The 17,042-nt window shown below is 34.8% G+C and carries 16 protein-coding genes; 1 reads left to right on the plus strand and 15 read right to left on the minus strand.

Features of this window, described 5'->3' with window-relative positions:
* Positions 1-589 precede the first annotated feature (589 nt).
* The 12 genes from SLH48_RS13560 to SLH48_RS13615 all read right to left on the minus strand — a co-directional run bounded on the left by SLH48_RS13560 (position 590) and on the right by SLH48_RS13615 (position 12,910).
* A complete protein-coding gene (locus SLH48_RS13560) occupies positions 590-1,432 on the minus strand; it encodes a hypothetical protein (protein WP_320258627.1) in 843 nt (280 codons plus the stop codon).
* Between the two features lie 30 nt (positions 1,433-1,462).
* Complete coding sequence (gene dinG, locus SLH48_RS13565; protein ID WP_320258628.1) at positions 1,463-4,261, minus strand: ATP-dependent DNA helicase DinG; 2,799 nt, start codon at positions 4,259-4,261, stop codon at positions 1,463-1,465.
* A 91-nt stretch (positions 4,262-4,352) separates the two neighbouring features.
* Complete coding sequence (panD, locus tag SLH48_RS13570) at positions 4,353-4,736, minus strand: aspartate 1-decarboxylase (RefSeq protein WP_214481263.1); 384 nt, start codon at positions 4,734-4,736, stop codon at positions 4,353-4,355.
* A gap of 2 nt (positions 4,737-4,738) precedes the next feature.
* Entirely contained in the window at positions 4,739-5,596 is an 858-nt protein-coding gene (gene panC / locus SLH48_RS13575) for a pantoate--beta-alanine ligase (RefSeq protein WP_320258629.1), read from the minus strand.
* Positions 5,593-6,432 carry a 3-methyl-2-oxobutanoate hydroxymethyltransferase gene (panB, locus tag SLH48_RS13580; protein WP_320258630.1) on the minus strand — a complete coding sequence of 280 codons (840 nt, stop codon included), beginning with the start codon at positions 6,430-6,432 and terminating at the stop codon, positions 5,593-5,595. The genes panC and panB overlap by 4 nt, the downstream gene beginning before the upstream one ends.
* Positions 6,433-6,836: 404 nt before the next feature.
* Positions 6,837-7,829 carry a biotin--[acetyl-CoA-carboxylase] ligase gene (locus SLH48_RS13585; RefSeq protein WP_214481266.1) on the minus strand — a complete coding sequence of 331 codons (993 nt, stop codon included), beginning with the start codon at positions 7,827-7,829 and terminating at the stop codon, positions 6,837-6,839.
* Positions 7,787-9,001 carry a CCA tRNA nucleotidyltransferase gene (locus SLH48_RS13590; RefSeq protein ID WP_320258631.1) on the minus strand — a complete coding sequence of 405 codons (1,215 nt, stop codon included), beginning with the start codon at positions 8,999-9,001 and terminating at the stop codon, positions 7,787-7,789. Before SLH48_RS13590 ends, SLH48_RS13585 begins: the two co-directional genes overlap by 43 nt.
* Positions 9,002-9,487: 486 nt before the next feature.
* Positions 9,488-10,639 carry an N-acetyl-alpha-D-glucosaminyl L-malate synthase BshA gene (bshA, locus tag SLH48_RS13595; RefSeq protein WP_320258632.1) on the minus strand — a complete coding sequence of 384 codons (1,152 nt, stop codon included), beginning with the start codon at positions 10,637-10,639 and terminating at the stop codon, positions 9,488-9,490.
* Entirely contained in the window at positions 10,636-11,343 is a 708-nt protein-coding gene (gene bshB1, locus SLH48_RS13600; protein ID WP_320258633.1) for a bacillithiol biosynthesis deacetylase BshB1, read from the minus strand. The genes bshA and bshB1 overlap by 4 nt, the downstream gene beginning before the upstream one ends.
* Positions 11,340-11,756, minus strand: a complete 417-nt coding sequence (mgsA, locus tag SLH48_RS13605; protein ID WP_214481270.1) for a methylglyoxal synthase — start codon at positions 11,754-11,756, stop codon at positions 11,340-11,342. The genes bshB1 and mgsA overlap by 4 nt, the downstream gene beginning before the upstream one ends.
* Positions 11,757-11,768: 12 nt before the next feature.
* Complete coding sequence (gene dapB, locus SLH48_RS13610) at positions 11,769-12,572, minus strand: 4-hydroxy-tetrahydrodipicolinate reductase (protein WP_320258634.1); 804 nt, start codon at positions 12,570-12,572, stop codon at positions 11,769-11,771.
* Between the two features lie 5 nt (positions 12,573-12,577).
* On the minus strand, positions 12,578-12,910 hold the full coding sequence (locus SLH48_RS13615; RefSeq protein WP_214481271.1) for a nucleotide pyrophosphohydrolase: 333 nt from the start codon (positions 12,908-12,910) through the stop codon (positions 12,578-12,580).
* Positions 12,911-13,404: 494 nt separating this feature from the next.
* Between SLH48_RS13615 and SLH48_RS13620 the strand changes: the two genes are divergently transcribed.
* Positions 13,405-14,277 (plus strand): YitT family protein, encoded by an 873-nt coding sequence (locus SLH48_RS13620; RefSeq protein ID WP_214481272.1) that lies wholly within the window; start codon positions 13,405-13,407, stop codon positions 14,275-14,277.
* A 147-nt stretch (positions 14,278-14,424) separates the two neighbouring features.
* On the opposite strand, the gene SLH48_RS13625 is transcribed toward SLH48_RS13620, so the two are convergent.
* The 3 genes from SLH48_RS13625 to SLH48_RS13635 form a co-directional block, all read right to left on the minus strand.
* Positions 14,425-15,102 (minus strand): zinc metallopeptidase, encoded by a 678-nt coding sequence (locus SLH48_RS13625; RefSeq protein WP_214481273.1) that lies wholly within the window; start codon positions 15,100-15,102, stop codon positions 14,425-14,427.
* Positions 15,103-15,169: 67 nt separating this feature from the next.
* Positions 15,170-15,961 carry a sporulation protein YpjB gene (ypjB, locus tag SLH48_RS13630; RefSeq protein ID WP_320258635.1) on the minus strand — a complete coding sequence of 264 codons (792 nt, stop codon included), beginning with the start codon at positions 15,959-15,961 and terminating at the stop codon, positions 15,170-15,172.
* 482 nt (positions 15,962-16,443) lie between these two features.
* Complete coding sequence (locus tag SLH48_RS13635) at positions 16,444-17,037, minus strand: DUF1405 domain-containing protein (protein WP_320258636.1); 594 nt, start codon at positions 17,035-17,037, stop codon at positions 16,444-16,446.
* Positions 17,038-17,042 lie beyond the last annotated feature (5 nt).

Below are 17,042 nucleotides of genomic sequence, written 5' to 3' on the forward strand. Positions count from 1 at the left end.
GTACTCACAAAGTAAGTGAGAGTAATCTATTTCAATTATAACAGGTGTATTCAACAAATTGATAATAAATATGATAAGAGTGTTTCCTAGCTCTTTTTATAAGGCTCTTTTCGGAAACTTGTTGAAATGAGCTTAATTTCAACCAACAACAAATAAATGTATACAATTGACCTCATTTTACATGTGAAAGGATGCCTAAGAAAAGCAACAATCAAATGCGATAACAGTCTTTTATAAAAAATATACCCTAACCCACACCGTAGACCTGTACACACAAGTTGTTACAGGTTTTTTATTTCAAAATCTTTACGTGAACTTTGTTCCCATGTTCAAGTTCAAATAAATTTCATTATGTATAGTAGGTTTTTTATAGTCTTTAGAGAAGAATTATTTAGAAATAGTAACAATTAATGTGCATACAGAAGGTCAGAAACTTCTTTCCAATGTTACCAAATTAGTATCATAAAAAATGTTATATATGTTAGTCATCTTTGTATTGAAGAAAAGATGGACGAACGTTAGTTGAGTACTCGTTTAATTCTTTATACGACAAACAATCCTTGCTATACACCCTATGTTTAACAAAATTTTATTCCTGCTTATTTACTTCAATCGGGATAATTTCATATTGATCATTACTATATTTAATGGAAATATTCCCGACTTGTTTCGTTAAATAAATATCGATCCAAGAATCATATAACCTTTCCAGTACTTCTTGATTGGGCTTGTTATTCTTGTTCTGAAAAATGATGGCAACTTTCGGGTCAATTTTTTCTAAAAAAAATGAAGTTGTACCACCTTCTGCTCCAAAATCACCAACCTTTAATATATCGACTTCTGTTTCCATTTGTGTTAATAATTTTTTCTCAATTAACTTTCCTGCATTTGTCATATACAAAATGTGGTGACTTTTAAGAAATATTGATAAATCAAGAGCGCCATCGGTCTGTCCTATATTTTCATTTTCAACCTTAATTACGACATGATTGAATAACTCAAAAGAATCTTGATTTTTCCACTTTTCTATTTTAATATCATCTAAAAAAGGATAGGGATGTTCGTTATTCGAAGCTAACACAATTTTTCCTACCGGGAAATTTTGTATAATCCAATCGATATTCGTATCGTATTGAATATCATCTTTTGTAATAATGACCGTGTCAAGTTGTTTAATATCATACAATTGAAACATCATTTCCATTTCACTTTGGGTTTTTGGACCACCACAATTAATTAATATCGTATTGCCTTTAGCATTTTGAATAAGTGTGGCTTCTCCAGATGACAGATCAAAAAAAGTGATTGCAATATCGTCCTGTGTTAGCTTTAAATTCACTTTTGCTATGTCAACCGGCTGCTGCGGTTGCAACAAATTCCCTATAAAGGACAACCCGAACCAAATTGTCAAACATTTAGAAAAGTGTAACACTACTATCCCTCCACAACTACTACAGCTATCCTAATGCCACTCTTCAATTATAGAAAGTAACCGATCAATTGAACCTTCAATAACTGGGATTGTTGGTACAGCTGCTAAGAACTGTTTACCATAGGATGTTGTTGTAAGACGGCGATCAAACACAAATATAATCCCTTTATCGCTTTTATGTCTTATTAATCTTCCAACCCCTTGTTTGAAGCGGAAAATAGCATCTGGTAATGCTAATTCTGTAAACGGATTACCACCATTAAAACGTATTTTTTCATTTTTTGCTGCTGAAATGGGATCATCAGGTGATGAAAAAGGTAGTCTAATGATACCAACGCTAGCTAACTCTTCTCCTACTAGATCAACCCCTTCCCAAAAACTTGAAGTTCCAAGTAAAATTGATTTAGATATTTCTTGAAACGTTTTGGAAAGCTTTGACCGGCTAGAACTGCTAGATCCTTGTGCTAAAATGACAAAGTCATCTAATTCAGTTTTCACCTTAAGTTGGCTATACATTTCTCTAACCATGTCATAAGAAGTAAATAACAGTAACATTCTACCTTGTAATTTGCTCGCAATTTCTACAATATGATTTGCTATGTTAGCTATATAATCTTCTGTAGAAGTCTCTTTTATAAGCGGAACATCATTTGGTATGCATAGTAGAGCCTGCTTCTCATATACAAAAGGCGATGGCACAAATTCAGTTAACGGGTAAAAGTCTTCAAGGCCCAGCTGGTTTATAATATGCTTAAATGACTCATGGGCATTTAAAGTAGCTGATGTTAAAATTACACTGTGCTTGTTAGAAAAAAACTCATCGGCTAATAGATCTGAAACATCAATTGGTTGTGTATATAGCTTTACCGCGTTTTGAGCCCCTTTCGTATCTGTTTCCATCCATGAAACTGACTCTTGATTATCAACTAATAATATTGATTCTAATACTTGTTGAGTATGATTAAACTTTTCTATAAAAGAAAAGAATAAATCGATTTCACGTTTATCATGGACGGATAATTTGTGTTCTATGGATTTAATGGCTGTAAATTGAGTTTGCATTGTACTCACAAGCTCAATCATTTGCATCCTTACTCTACTGACCAACTCAAGTGATGCATTCCACTCTCTACCATGTTCTTCACTAACATTAAATCTATATTGAGTTCGGTACGCTTGACCATCGTTGTTATTTTTAAGTATGATTGCTCGTAGCATTCTAAATAAATCATCAACTTCAGCCTTTAGGTTTTTAATTAGATGGTCGATAATCCGAAAAGAATCTACGTTTAAATGTTTGTCGCTAAATAAGTGAAAAGCATTGGAAAGTAGACTAGGTTGGTCAAGTGAGCCAAGCTTTGCAAATAAAAAGACGAAGTAATTATAATTAATATAATCTCCAAAACATTCGCTAGCAATCCGCTCTAATTGATGAGCTTCATCAATAATTGCCACATCATATTTTGGTAATAAAGAACTTTGTTCAGCTTGTAAATCAGTCAACAATAGTGAGTGATTTGTAATGATAACATCTGCCTGATGAGCTTCATTTCGTGCTTTATGATAAAATTCATAAGGCTTCCAAGGATTGTCATTGTTCAACAATGTATGCGAGTTTTCATTTATTTCGTCCCAAAATAACAAACCACCAGAGGTAAGGTTCAGTTCATCTACATCACCTGTTGTTGTTTCTAACAACCAAACAAGTATTTGACATTTTGTCAAAATCACATCATAATTACTATCCAAATATGCTAAACTGCGTTCAAATTTCCACAAATTCATATAATGGCGCTTCCCTTTTAAGACAGCTACTTTCAGTGGCACATCTAACAAATTCCTCAATATCTTAATTTCATTGTCAACTAGCTGCTCTTGAAGTTGGACGGTATAAGTACTTATAATTACTGGCTTATTTTTAGTTATGGCAAAAAGAGCTGCTGGTAGTATATATGCAAGTGTTTTACCAGAGCCAGTTCCAGCTTCAATGATGGCATGTTGATTCGTTTGCAATGCTTTATCAACAACATCCATCATATGTAGTTGACCTTCACGAAGCTCGAAATTTATAATATGCTTCTCCATTAATGATGGAAGATCATTTTTTAATTGTCGAAATGCTTGTTGTTGTAAGTTGCCACTCCGATTTAAATAACTGTGTGTTCTTATCGCAAGCCCCCGGACGATGGTCAAATCCGTTTGTACTTCTTCTCCTAGCGAATGCTTATGTTCTATCACATGTGCAATAATTCCAATAACATCACTTTTCAAATAAACAGCATGCTTTTTTAACGCTTCTAATGTGACTAATGGAAGGGAGTTTAATTTATTAATTAGTTCCAAAAACAGTATAGCTGTCACTTCAGCGTCGCTGTCAGCACGATGAGGCTGCAGATGCTCAACTACAAAATCAGCCGATAGATCTGACAATTTGTAACTATCTTTAGTTGGATACAATATCCTAGCTAACTCAACGGTATCCAAGGATGGTATAGTTAATTCACTAAAGCCATGTGACTTTATTTCTTCTTGCAAAAAGTTTAAATCAAATGGGACGTTGTGAGCTACAAAATAAGAATTCTCAAGCATATTAATAATTATAGGTGCTATCTCGGTGAACATTGGAGCATCTGTTACCATTGAATTAGTAATACCAGTAAGTTCACTTATAAAAGCAGGAATTTCACGATTTGGATTTACAAAACTGGAAAAGCGGTCAATGATCTTTCCATCTTCAATGACCACAGCCGCAATTTGAATAATTTTGTCATTACTTTTAACTGCATTTCCTGTTGTTTCTAGATCTATAACTACGAAACGGGAGAACATCTATAACACCTCAATATTGTTCAAGGGTGATCCCTCTTTGAACAAAAACTTACTTATACATGAAAACCCTCATCAATAGAGGGTTTTATACTTACATAACCGTTCTCGCTGGCTCTTTGCCAATAAGTTCAGTTATCTGATTATTTTCATCCATAATTGCAATTTTTGGTTGATGTTCTGATAAATCAGCCTCACTAATCAATTTATACGAAATAATAATAACGATATCATCTTGCTGTACAAGCCTAGCCGCAGCGCCATTTAAACATATAACTCCACTACCTCTTTCACCTGGAATAATATATGTTTCTATTCTAGCTCCATTATTATTATTAACAATTTGAACTTTTTCATTTGCAATCATACCAACTGCGTCGAGAATGTCCTGATCAATTGTTATACTTCCAACATAATTTAAATTTGCCTCTGTTACTCGGGCGCGATGTATTTTTGCATTCATCATTGTACGGTACATTGTTATTCCTCCTTACAAACTTCCATAGTAATATTATCAATCAACCTTACCTCTGTAAACTTAACTGCGATTGCTATAATGATGTTGCCACTAATTTTAGATAAGGCAGTTAATTTAGGATAGGAATACAATTCTACATAATCAATATTTCCATCAGTATGTGTGTCAATATAATCAGTAATTAAGGCAATAATTGTATGTGGATCTTTTTCACCTTGCTTAATTCGTTCTTTAGCTAATTGTAAGCTTTTATATAAATATGGTGCTTGTTGTTTCTCTAATTTAGTTAGCCTGACATTTCGAGAACTTTTTGCTAAGCCGTTTGCTTCTCGAACAGTTTCAATGGGAACTAAATTAATTGGAAAATTAAAATCTTTAATTAAACCATCAACAACAGCAACCTGTTGTGCATCTTTCATACCGAAGTATACATTATCAGGGTTCACAATATTAAATAATTTGGTTAAGACAGTTGCTACTCCATCAAAATGTCCAGGTCTTGATTTTCCACAAAGAACATTGACACGCTCATTCACAACGACAGTAGTTGACATTGCTGAGTTATACATTTCATTTATATCAGGATAAAACAAGATGTCAACTTGCGCATCACTTGCCATTTTTTCATCTCTAACTATATCGCGTGGATATGAATCAAAATCTTCATTTGGACCAAATTGCAAAGGGTTTACAAAGATGCTAGCCACAACTATATCATTTTGGGGACGAGCACTGTTCATTAAAGAGATATGTCCTTCGTGTAGAAATCCCATCGTTGGCACAAAACCTATACTCATGCCTTTTTGCCGATACTCTTTAATCATTTTTTGCATATCTAATATTTTTCTAATGATGATCATGCTTTAGCTCCCCCGTAAAGTGCTTCCAGTTCTTCTTCTTTCATATGGAAAGAATGCCCTTTTTCTGGGAATTTACGATCTTTCACTTCTGCAACAAAACCTTCTAAACCTGTTTTAATATCATTATTAATCTTAGTATATTGCTTTACAAACTTTGGTACTCTTTCAACCCCATAACCGATCACATCATGATAAACAAGTACCTGTCCGTCTGTCGTTTTTCCTGCACCAATACCAATTGTCGGTATGTCTATTACCTTCGTTACTTGCTCTGCCAATTGAGTAGGAATACATTCAAGCACTAATGCGATTGCCCCAGCTTGTTCACAGCTTTTAGCATCTTCAAGTAGTTGTTTAGCTGCCTGATGATCCTTCCCTTGTACTTTATATCCGCCTAAAATACCTACAGATTGAGGGGTCAATCCCAAATGAGCTACGACAGGAATATTACTTGATGTTAAAATTTTTATCATATCAAGTACATCACCTGCTCCCTCAACCTTAACAGCATGAGCTCCAGCTTCCTGAATAATTCGTTGGGCATTTCTTAGCGTTTCCTCTTTGGAGATTTGATATGACATGAATGGCATATCCGTAACGATAAAAGTATCTTGTGCACCACGCTTAACTGCTTTCGTATGATGGACCATATCATCAACTGTCACAGGGATCGTTGATTCATAACCTAAAACGACCATACCTAAAGAATCTCCCACTAAAATCATGTCAACGTTTGCTTCCTCAGCGTGCTTAGCAGATGGATAATCATATGCAGTTAGCATAACAATCGGATCGTTCTCTTGCTTCATTTGTAAAAAATTTGGTACTTGTTTCACGTTTTTCCCTCCTTTTTTAGAGGGCATGAGTAACCGGTTAGTTCGTATTAAAAAATCCCTCAGTCTCAAAAAACATGAGAAAGAAGGATATAATTCACATCATCGGTTTGCTTCATCCCTCTGTCCCAGTCCATATGTTGGATCAAGGCAGACTAGCTATATACATATTTAAACTAATTGAATAAGGTATAGTTCTCATCAGGATACTACCCTCATGCAAAATTATACAAAATTGTTGTCCTTTTTTCCAGCAAAACTTTACAATATGTACTTAGTGTAAAGAAAGGTTTCTTTACTATTAATCGTTGTCATTACTACAAGGAACTTAACACCTTTGTCCATAGATCTATAAAATGATGATCAGGTGAATAAAAAACAAGTAAACGAAAGAATTCATTTATTTATTACATAATAGATATATCAGCTGAATGAATATAATGTATGTTATCCATTTCATCCTTCATCATAAGTACACCTTCATCTGTAATACCCAAAGCTTCACCTTTCTTCGTTTCATTTAACGTTGTTACTACAATATTTTTACCAATACTTACTGCATAACTTTCCCATAACAGCTTAACGAATAAAAAACCGTGTTTTAAGTATTCAAAATACAACTTTTCAAATTTTAATAGGATGTGTTGAATCAATTCAGAACGATTAAGTTTATTCCCTGTTTCTATCGCTAATGATGTGGCAGTTTTGTCAATCCCTTCTGGAAAATCACTTGTTTGTTGATTGACATTAATTCCAACACCAATGATAACAGAATGAATACACTCTGGCTCAGCTTGAAGTTCTGTTAATACACCCACAACCTTTTTACCATTCACTAAAATGTCATTAGGCCACTTAATTTTAGGCGACAAATGAGTAAGTTCTTCAATACCTTGTGCAACAGCTACAGCTGTGAGTAATGTAAGCTGAGGTGCTTGTTGAGGAGGAATATTAGGTCTGACTATTAAACTCATCCAAATCCCTGTCCCCTCTGGAGAGAACCAAGATCTATTCAGTCTCCCTCGACCTTCTGTTTGCTCTTCAGCTAGAACGATCGTCCCTTCCTTTACACCTTCATGTGCAAGTGTGTGAGCAACCCTTTGTGTTGACGTAACTTTCTCATGAAAATGCACGTTCCTACCCATCACTTTTGTTTGTAAACCAAGCTGTATTTCGTTACTTGAGATCTTATTAGGTTTTTTGGTAATTCTGTAGCCTTTTCGACGGACTGCCTCTAGCTCATACCCTTCGTTACGTAAATCTTCAATATGTTTCCAAACGGCCGTTCGACTGCAACCAAGTAGTTCACTTATTTTTTGCCCTGATATAAATTCATCTCCAGCACCTGTGAAAGCTTCTAACAATTGTTTTCTAGTTTCAGATTGCAATGTAACAGCCACTCCTTTATGTTCTCTACTTCATTTTCAACATCTCCATTGACAATTGCCATCTCAATGTTGTTAATATATTCTTTTAACCATGGACCAGGTTTTTTATTAAACCAAGCTTGTAGGTCATTTCCATTAACAACTAACTCCTTGCGAGAAATGATTGGTAAACTAGCGTACATTTTTTTTATATTATGTAGCCTTTCTGTACCATCATTTTGATGAACAACAGCCCTTATACGTTCAATTTGTTCTGCATGTTCTAGGCCACATTGATAGAGTGTAGTCTTTGTCCATTCTGATGCTAATAACATGTTAAAATACCGTATGTTTATTTCTACGCTTCTAATTAACTTTACAGGTAATTTCCATGACCGCAAAAACTTTCCTGGTGTCTCCATTTTTAATAACATTGTGAATAAAGTCCAAAACTCTTCGTTTTTTTGAAGCGAGTGCCATTTATAGTTTGCCAGCTGTTCAAATTCGATTTGTTTATTCGCACAATGAGGCAAATATTTATAAATTTTAAGTTCAGCCAGTAATTGAAAAGCTATGTGACTATTATTTCCTCTCATAATTTTTTCAAACTCAGCTGTAATTCTTTCAACAGAAATATGTTTTAATATATTGTTACACCGGCTTATCCCAGCTTTCGTATCATCACTTAAGACAAAGGACAGTTGACTAACAAAGCGTATAGCTCTTAACATCCGTAAGCCATCTTCATAAAATCGCTCTGTTGCGTCACCTACACAACGAATCATCTGTTTTTGTATATCAGCTTGACCATCAAAAGGATCAATTAAGGCTCCAGAGCCTGTCATTGCAATTGCATTAATTGTAAAATCACGCCTCTGTAAATCTTCCGAAAGAGAGCTAATAAATGTAACGTCCTTAGGACGTCGATGCTCCTCATAATCCCCTTCATTTCGAAATGTAGTTACTTCAAATGATTCACCTTTGTGAAGAACTACGACTGTACCGTGACGGATACCCACATCAATTGTCTTCGGGAACAGCTTTATAACTTGTTGTGGTAACGCTGAAGTTGCAATATCAACGTCACCTATTTCACGATGCAGTAGCATATCTCTAACTGCTCCCCCAACAAAATATGCTTCGAATCCTGCCTGCTGTATTGTTTGGATAATAAATGTGGGTAGCTCAAACGGATCATGTAACATAAGATATCTCCTTTTATTAAACCTTCATGATTCTATATGTTAAAAACATCAAACTCCTCAATTAGCTTGAACTAAATGAGTGAGAGCACAACTTAATGTTTAGGATAAATTTAAACTTAAAGACAAGATGTTTTGCATCGTTTTATAAATGGACAGTCATTGCATTCATTGCTGCTTATATAATTATCAAATAAAAACGTATGAACCATAAAGTCAATATCGTAAATGTTACTGTCCTAAATTAGTATCAACCTCAAACAAAGTTTATTAAAAGAGCCGTTGTAAAAGGCTGTTTTCGCATTCATTGTTGTTTTTCTTACTAAGAACGAAACACGTACACAACTAGAGTACGTGGCATCTTTCTCTTCTGTTCAACAATGACTAACCATGTTAAATGACTTTTTAGTATTAATTGGATAACAATATTAACAAAGTTTACGAAAAGAGCCTTTGTAAAAAAATCATAGCAGTTTTATGAAAAGAATCTTATTTAACAATGTCGACCCTACGGTTTAGTAAAGTAAAATATAAGCGTTCATATTGTTCAACTATTTTTGTGGAATGAAACTTTTCTTTTACAGTTGTAACAGCTGCTTCAGACATTTGTTTGTGTAATTGATCATCTGTCAGAATTTGCACTGCTTTCTTCGCAACATCTTCAATATCTCCAACCTGACTAATGTAGCCATTTTCTCCAGGAGTGATTACTTCTGGAATTCCACCAATATTTGTACCAATACCTGGCACACCACAAGCGAATGCCTCAAGTAATACAAGGCCGAAACTTTCCTTTTCAGACAATAATAGAGTTAAATCACTTATTGAGTATAACTCCTCAACATTTTCTTGTTTACCTAAAAAAAGTACTTTATCAGTTAATTGTAAATCGTTTACTAATTTACAAACAACTGTTACCTCAGGACCATCCCCGATTAGCAGCAGTTTAGACTTTACTTGTTTTGCAATGATATTGAATGCTTTTACAACATCAGTGACTCTTTTTACCTGACGAAAATTCGATACATGAATAATAACTTTATCTTCTTCGTCTATACCATACTCACCTTTTAGATTTTGAACAGCTTCTTTTTTAGAATAAACACGCTCATCAACAAAATTATAAACAGTAGAAATTTCTTTCTTAACATCAAGTAAGTCATACGTTTGCTCAACAAGAGAATTAGAAACAGCTGTTACAACATCTGAATTTTCGATTCCAAATTTGATCATATCACTCAATGATGGGTCATAGCCAAGAACTGTAATATCAGTACCGTGTAATGTTGTTACAATTTTCAGCTTTTCGTCTCCAACCATTTGCTTAGCTAAATAAGCACAAACAGCATGAGGTATAGCATAATGAACATGTAATAAGTCCAGTTGTTCACGTTTCGCCACTTCTGCCATTTTTGACGCTAATGAAAGGTCATAGGGAGCATATTTAAAAACAGAATATTGGTTGATTTCTACCTCATGATAATAAATATTACAATACAACTTGTTGAGCCTAAATGGCATACTTGATGAAATAAAGTGAATTTCATGGCCTCTTTCTGCTAACATTTTACCTAGCTCAGTTGCAATAACACCCGACCCTCCCACTGAGGGGTAACAAGTGATACCAATTTTCATCTTCATTTACACTCTCCTAACAAATCATGTTTCATAAGCAAAGGCTTTTTACTAATAAACCCTTCTGCATAATCAACGCCAACCTCTTTGCCAAATAATCTTTCTCTACTTTTTACTGTCTCTATGTACCCATTAGTTAATGGAGTATCAATTGAATCATTTACCTTCGTAAATTGACTTTTATATGCTCTTAAACTATTTAGCTTTTGTTCTATAGTTTGAGATATATCAATGACAAAAGTAGGCTTATGAAAGCCATTGATCATATAAAAATATATTGATGATACTTTATGTGCTGCTAAGCGTTTGTTATCTTCGTAGTTCTTAATTCCAGCAGAAAATACTGCTTCCTCTACAAGGTGCGCGCAATTCCCATGATCCGGATGCCGATCCTCAAAATAAGGTACAAAAACAATATTAGGTCGATAGAAGCGAATCTTCTCAACAATTAACTTTATATATTCTTCTTTTTTGAATAAACCACGATCCGGAAGTTGTAAATTTAATCGTTCACTAATAGATAGTATCGCAGATGCCTTCATAGCCTCTTGCTTTCTAATCTCAACTGTTCCGTTTGAAGATAACTCGGCTTCTGTTAAATCACATATGCCAATTTTGAATCCTTTATTAGTATATTTGGCAATCGTGCCACCCATGCCAATTTCTACATCATCAGCATGAGCACCGAATGCAAGCATATCTAGTTTCATGTCTGTTCACCTTGTTGTTCGTGAATAATTGAGCGCCATTGGAATTCTCCTCGTTCTAGGCCTTTGACTAGTATCTCAGCTGTTCCCATATTTGTTGCTAATGGAATCGCGTACACATCACAAAGTCTTATTAAAGCAGATACGTCTGGCTCATGAGGTTGCGGAGTTAAAGGGTCACGAAAAAATAAAACCATATCCATTTTATTGTTTGCTACCATCGCTCCAATTTCTTGGTCACCCCCAAGTGGACCTGATTGAAAGCGGTGGATCTTCAAGTTAGTAGCTTCAGAAATTTTTTGTCCCGTCGTACCAGTCGCATAAAGTTCATGCTGTTCCAAAGTAGATAAATAAGCTGTTGCGAATTGAATTAAATCATTTTTCTTTTTATCATGGGCTACAAGTGCTATTTTCATCTTGCTCCTCCATTATGCAATAATATTTTCTAAGCCATATACTAAATGATCAAGTTTCATAACAGTTTCAATTGAAATTTTCACACCTGTCATGAATGATTCTCTATTATATGAATCATGGCGAATTGTTAAGGTTTGTCCATTTCCACCAAATAATACTTGCTGATGTGCTATCAAACCAGGGAGCCGCACACTATGTATATGCATCCCATCAATATTAGCTCCTCTAGCACCTGTTACTGCCTCATGTTCATCAGGATGCCCTTGTTGTTTTGCCTCTCTCTCCGCTGATATCAATTGTGCCGTTTTTATAGCCGTACCAGAGGGAGCATCTAATTTCCGATCATGGTGTAGCTCAATAATTTCGATGTCCGGAAAATATTTAGCAGCCATTTGTGAAAATTTCATCATGAGTACAGCGCCAACAGCAAAATTTGGAGCTATTATCGTACCAAGCTTTTTGCTTGCAGCTAATTCAGTAACTCTTGCTAAGTCTTCAGCTGAGAAACCAGTTGTTCCAACAACAGGTCTCACACCATATTGCAAAGCTATTTCTGTATGTCTTTTACCAATTTCAGGTGTCGTCAAATCTACTAACACGTCTGCTTGGTGAGCTTGTAAACAATTCTCTAAATCAGTATAAATGGGTGTATCCATATTAGGTAAACCGTCAATATCAGAGATAAGTTGCCCATCATGTTTGCGATCTACCGCTCCTACTAATGAAAATTCCTTTGTATTATGTATTAAATGTAAGGCCTCTTTACCCATTCTTCCTCTAGGGCCTGCAAGAACAATGTTAATTTGTTCACCCATTGCTGTCATTCTCCTTTCGCTTTTAAAGTCCAGCGATTTTTATCTCTAGTTTGAAATTTTTCCATTACACGATCGTGCGAAGTTTCCAAATTTATGTCGAGGGAATTTGCTAAACAAATTAATACAAAAAGCATATCACCTAGTTCTTCTTCAATTTCCCGTTCATTCTCACTATCCTTCTTTTGCTTTTCACCGTAATAATGGTTTATTTCTCGTGCTAGTTCTCCGAGCTCTTCTGTCATTCTAGCGAGCATTGCTAATGGGCTAAAATAACCTTCCTTAAATTGATTAATATACTGATCAACATCAAGCTGGATTTCATTTAACGTTTTAGTCATTCATAACCACCTCTTTCTCATCTTACATGTTAGCCAAAAGCTACTCATTTGACAAATGTTTCGTTTTTCAATTGACCCTTTTATCCATTATTTCATCTATTGTAACTATCGACTAGTTCAAATATAATAAGAAAAGTTGGGGCACTAAAATTTACTTATAATAAGAGTATGTCATGTTCTCATAGGTGAAATGTCGATATCCTTGCTCGGCCGACAAGATACGACCAGTTGATTCCGAAACAAGACATAAATACCCTTATGAAGCGATAAAGCTCCTGCCCTTCGTTTTATGCGCAAGATACATAACATAAGGCTCTTTGTTGCTATTGTTTTTCAATCTAGTACAAAAAAATGGGTTATACTCTTAAATCGTTGTACTGAAGAAAAGATAGTTTATTTCTAATTTCGAAAAACAACAATCAATGCGAAAACACCCTAACATAAAAGCTTTATGTGTAATTCTATTTAATCTGACTACTGTTTTGGAGGACATTATGCAATTAGGAATCAAGACTAAAAATATCTTATTTATTTTACTAGGATCAGCAATTTTCGCATTTGGGCTCGTTCATTTTAATATGCAAAATAACCTTGCCGAAGGTGGATTTACTGGTATTACTTTGCTATTATTCTTTACTCTAAAAATAGATCCGGCTTATTCAAATTTGTTGTTAAACATTCCAATGTTTATTCTCGGTTGGAGATTACTTGGTAGACAGGCATTTTTGTATACGGTAATTGGAACAGTGGGATTGTCAGTCTTTTTATGGATTTTTCAGCGCTATACTATTCAAATGCCATTAAATGAGGATTTAACTTTAGCAGCATTATTTGCAGGAGTATTTATCGGTGTTGGTTTAGGCATTATTTTTCGCTTTGGTGGAACGACCGGTGGTGTAGATATACTTGCTAGATTAGCACATAAATACATTGGCTGGAGCATGGGAAAAACAATGTTCTTATTTGATGCAGCAGTCATTACGGTTTCACTTATCGTATATTTAACATATCAGGAAGCAATGTATACACTCGTTGCAGTATTTGTTGGAGCGCGTGTCATTGATTTTATGCAGGAAGGTGCATATGCTGCCAAAGGTGCTACGATTATCTCAGATAAAAATGAAGAAATAGCTGAAAAAATTATGAAAGAAATGGATAGAGGAGCAACTTTTTTGAAAGCACAGGGCTCATTTTCTAAAATTGATAAAAATGTCTTATATTGTGTTGTCGGAAAAAATGAAATCGTCCGTTTAAAAAATGTTATTACATCTATTGATCCTCACGCTTTCGTCGCAGTAAGTGATGTCCATGACGTATTAGGAGAAGGTTTCACACTTGACGAAAATAAAAAACCACTCGAACGGTAACTCATGATGATGTAGAGTAGTTTGTACTACAAAGTTCATTACGTTATGTCTTAGATAATGATACTTGCGGATTTGAAGCAAACAAAAGACCAGGATATGATTTATCCTGGTCTTGGTTTATTGCAATTATTTGTATAGCTTTACTTCTTAATCGTCTTGTGACATACCAATATACATTAGTACAAATCTTACAAGTTCTAGGACTGCAACCGCTGCCGCTGCAACATATGTTAATGCAGCCGCATTAAGCACTTTCTTCGTTTCTCTTTCTTCCTCGTTTCTAATCACACCTAGTGATACCACTTGCTCCATTGCACGGTTAGAGGCGTCAAATTCTACTGGTAATGTAACCACCTGAAACAAAACTGCAAATGCCATAAAGATGATACCTAATAACAGCATATTTGCTGAAGCAAAAATAATACCTGCAAGAATAATTATCCAAGAAAAATTCGAACCGATATTTGCAACGGGAACGAGAGAATGTCTTAACCGTAAAAATGCATAATCCTGTTGATCCTGTATCGCATGTCCAACTTCATGTGCCGCAACAGCTGTACCAGCAAGTGAATGACCATGATAGTTATCTGACGAAAGACGAACTGTTTTTGAACGTGGATCATAATGGTCTGACAGCACTCCACGTGTTTCTTCGATATTGACATCGTGTAAGCCGTTCGCATCCAATATGCTACGAGCTACTTGAGCACCAGACATTGCTGATGATGACGGGACTTTAGAATATTTTTTATACGCTCCCTTCACTTTCATTTGAGCCCAAATAGGAATAATAATTAGTAGTGCAAAATAGGCGATGTACCACATGCTAACTTACTCCACTCCTCTATTTTAATAATATAATGATAATTTTAGCTGAACAACCGATATTATGTCAATCATTTAGCTTTTTACGTGACTGTTGTTTTACTTTATCAGCTCTGTATTTCTTCCATCCAGCATATGATAGTGATAATAAAATAACACTTCCAATTGAAATCATTACCCATAATAGTGACGGATCAGTATCATCATCCTTCACTGCATTAAATAATTCATATAAATCCGATTCCATTTGATCAAGTTGTTGGATTTGTTTTGCTTTTTCCAAACTAATATGCTGATATGATTCTAGAAAACGAATATGGCTATCCACTCTCGTTACCCACTCAGGATTAACATCAACCTTAATACTAGGTTGGATAACTTCATACTTATTTAAAAATAAATTTAACATATATTGAAATGTTTCAGTATCGTCTTGCTCAATTGCACCTTTCATTTGATGAAAGTACTTCATTGTCGAATGCTCCATTTCAACCCATAACGGTTGATGCTCTGAAATGATAGCGTCAATGACCAATCGGAATTGTACGACTTTTCTAACTCGTTCTTCATGAGAAAGGGCCGTCTTAGTTACAGCTTCAACAGCATTATTATGTGTAATTGTTATTACTCTTAATTCATCCATAGTATATGGCTTATCACTAGTACTAAATTGTAAAAATTCTTTAGTAAAGTGTTCCAACAGACTTTTTGTGTCGTCATATCTCTCACTTTTCACCATTTGTAAAGCTTCATCGGCTATTTCATCAAGTTTTTTCCAATGTTCTATTTCCGCAGCGTATTTATTACTTGGCAATACTAATAGTATTAGTAGTAACAACAACATCATACGTCCATTCATACTTGTCCCTCCTCAAACTTCTATTAATAATTATGAGAAGGTGGACAAGAGTAGAACTAAAAATACGAAAAAAGCCTAGACAAGCTGTTCACCTCGTTTTAGTATGAAGATCGACAACAGGTCATAAGCTTTTAGCATTTGCTAAAAGTGAATTAGTTAAAGCATTTTTATAAACAGTCTTTTCGTAAATTTTGTGTTTTTCAGACAGAATGACTACAGTAAAAGAAGTCTTATGTGATTATCATCATATTGTGAAAAGAAGATCCCACGAAACAATATTTGTAACCGTGTTTATTTATTAGTAGGAAACACCACCTTCAATGCAAAAACAGCCTTGTAAAAAGACAAAAGTGGAGATTCTGCTCCACCTGATTTACAAAACTGAAATGCATTCCCTAGAAAACGATAAAAATGCTACTTGTTATGATGTTCGATTTTACTCATCGTCGTCTAAGTTTTTCGCGAATAGCACAAGTATGTTGTTACGTTATACTCAACACAAACCTATCTTTCTTCACACAAAGAACGTACGTAATCCCAATTGATGCTATACTAAGCCAAAAAGTAAAATACCCGATTTGTTGTACATATTCATTTAACACGTGATACCATGGCAACATGCCAAAAACATAATCAATGACATCATTATGTAAAGTCCATACACTGGCTATTGCTAAATGATACCATTTTATGCGGTAAAAAGGCGCAAAAAGTAACCCTTGCAACGCCATGGCACCATGTGAAAAGATTAACATCAAACTAGCAAAATCTAATGAACCTAACTCAAAATATACTAGTATATTCATAACAACAGCCCAAATGCCATACTTAAATAAAGTGACAATTGCTAGCGCTTCAATTAGCCCCCAATTCTTTTTAAGTAAGAAGGCCACGAGAACAAAAACAAAAAATAATGACGCAGTAGGACTATCTGGCACAAAAATAAGGTATTTTGGAGGTGTAGCATATAATTGCCACCTATACCAATAATAACCATATATTGTACCTAGTGTATTAATGACTAATAAACTAAATAGTACCCATCTCTGCCCTAAAGCTTGGACGATCCATCTCATTTTAC

It is taken from the genome of Cytobacillus sp. IB215316 (genome assembly GCF_033963865.1).
GTDB classification, from domain to species: Bacteria; Bacillota; Bacilli; order Bacillales; family SM2101; genus Nanhaiella; species Nanhaiella sioensis.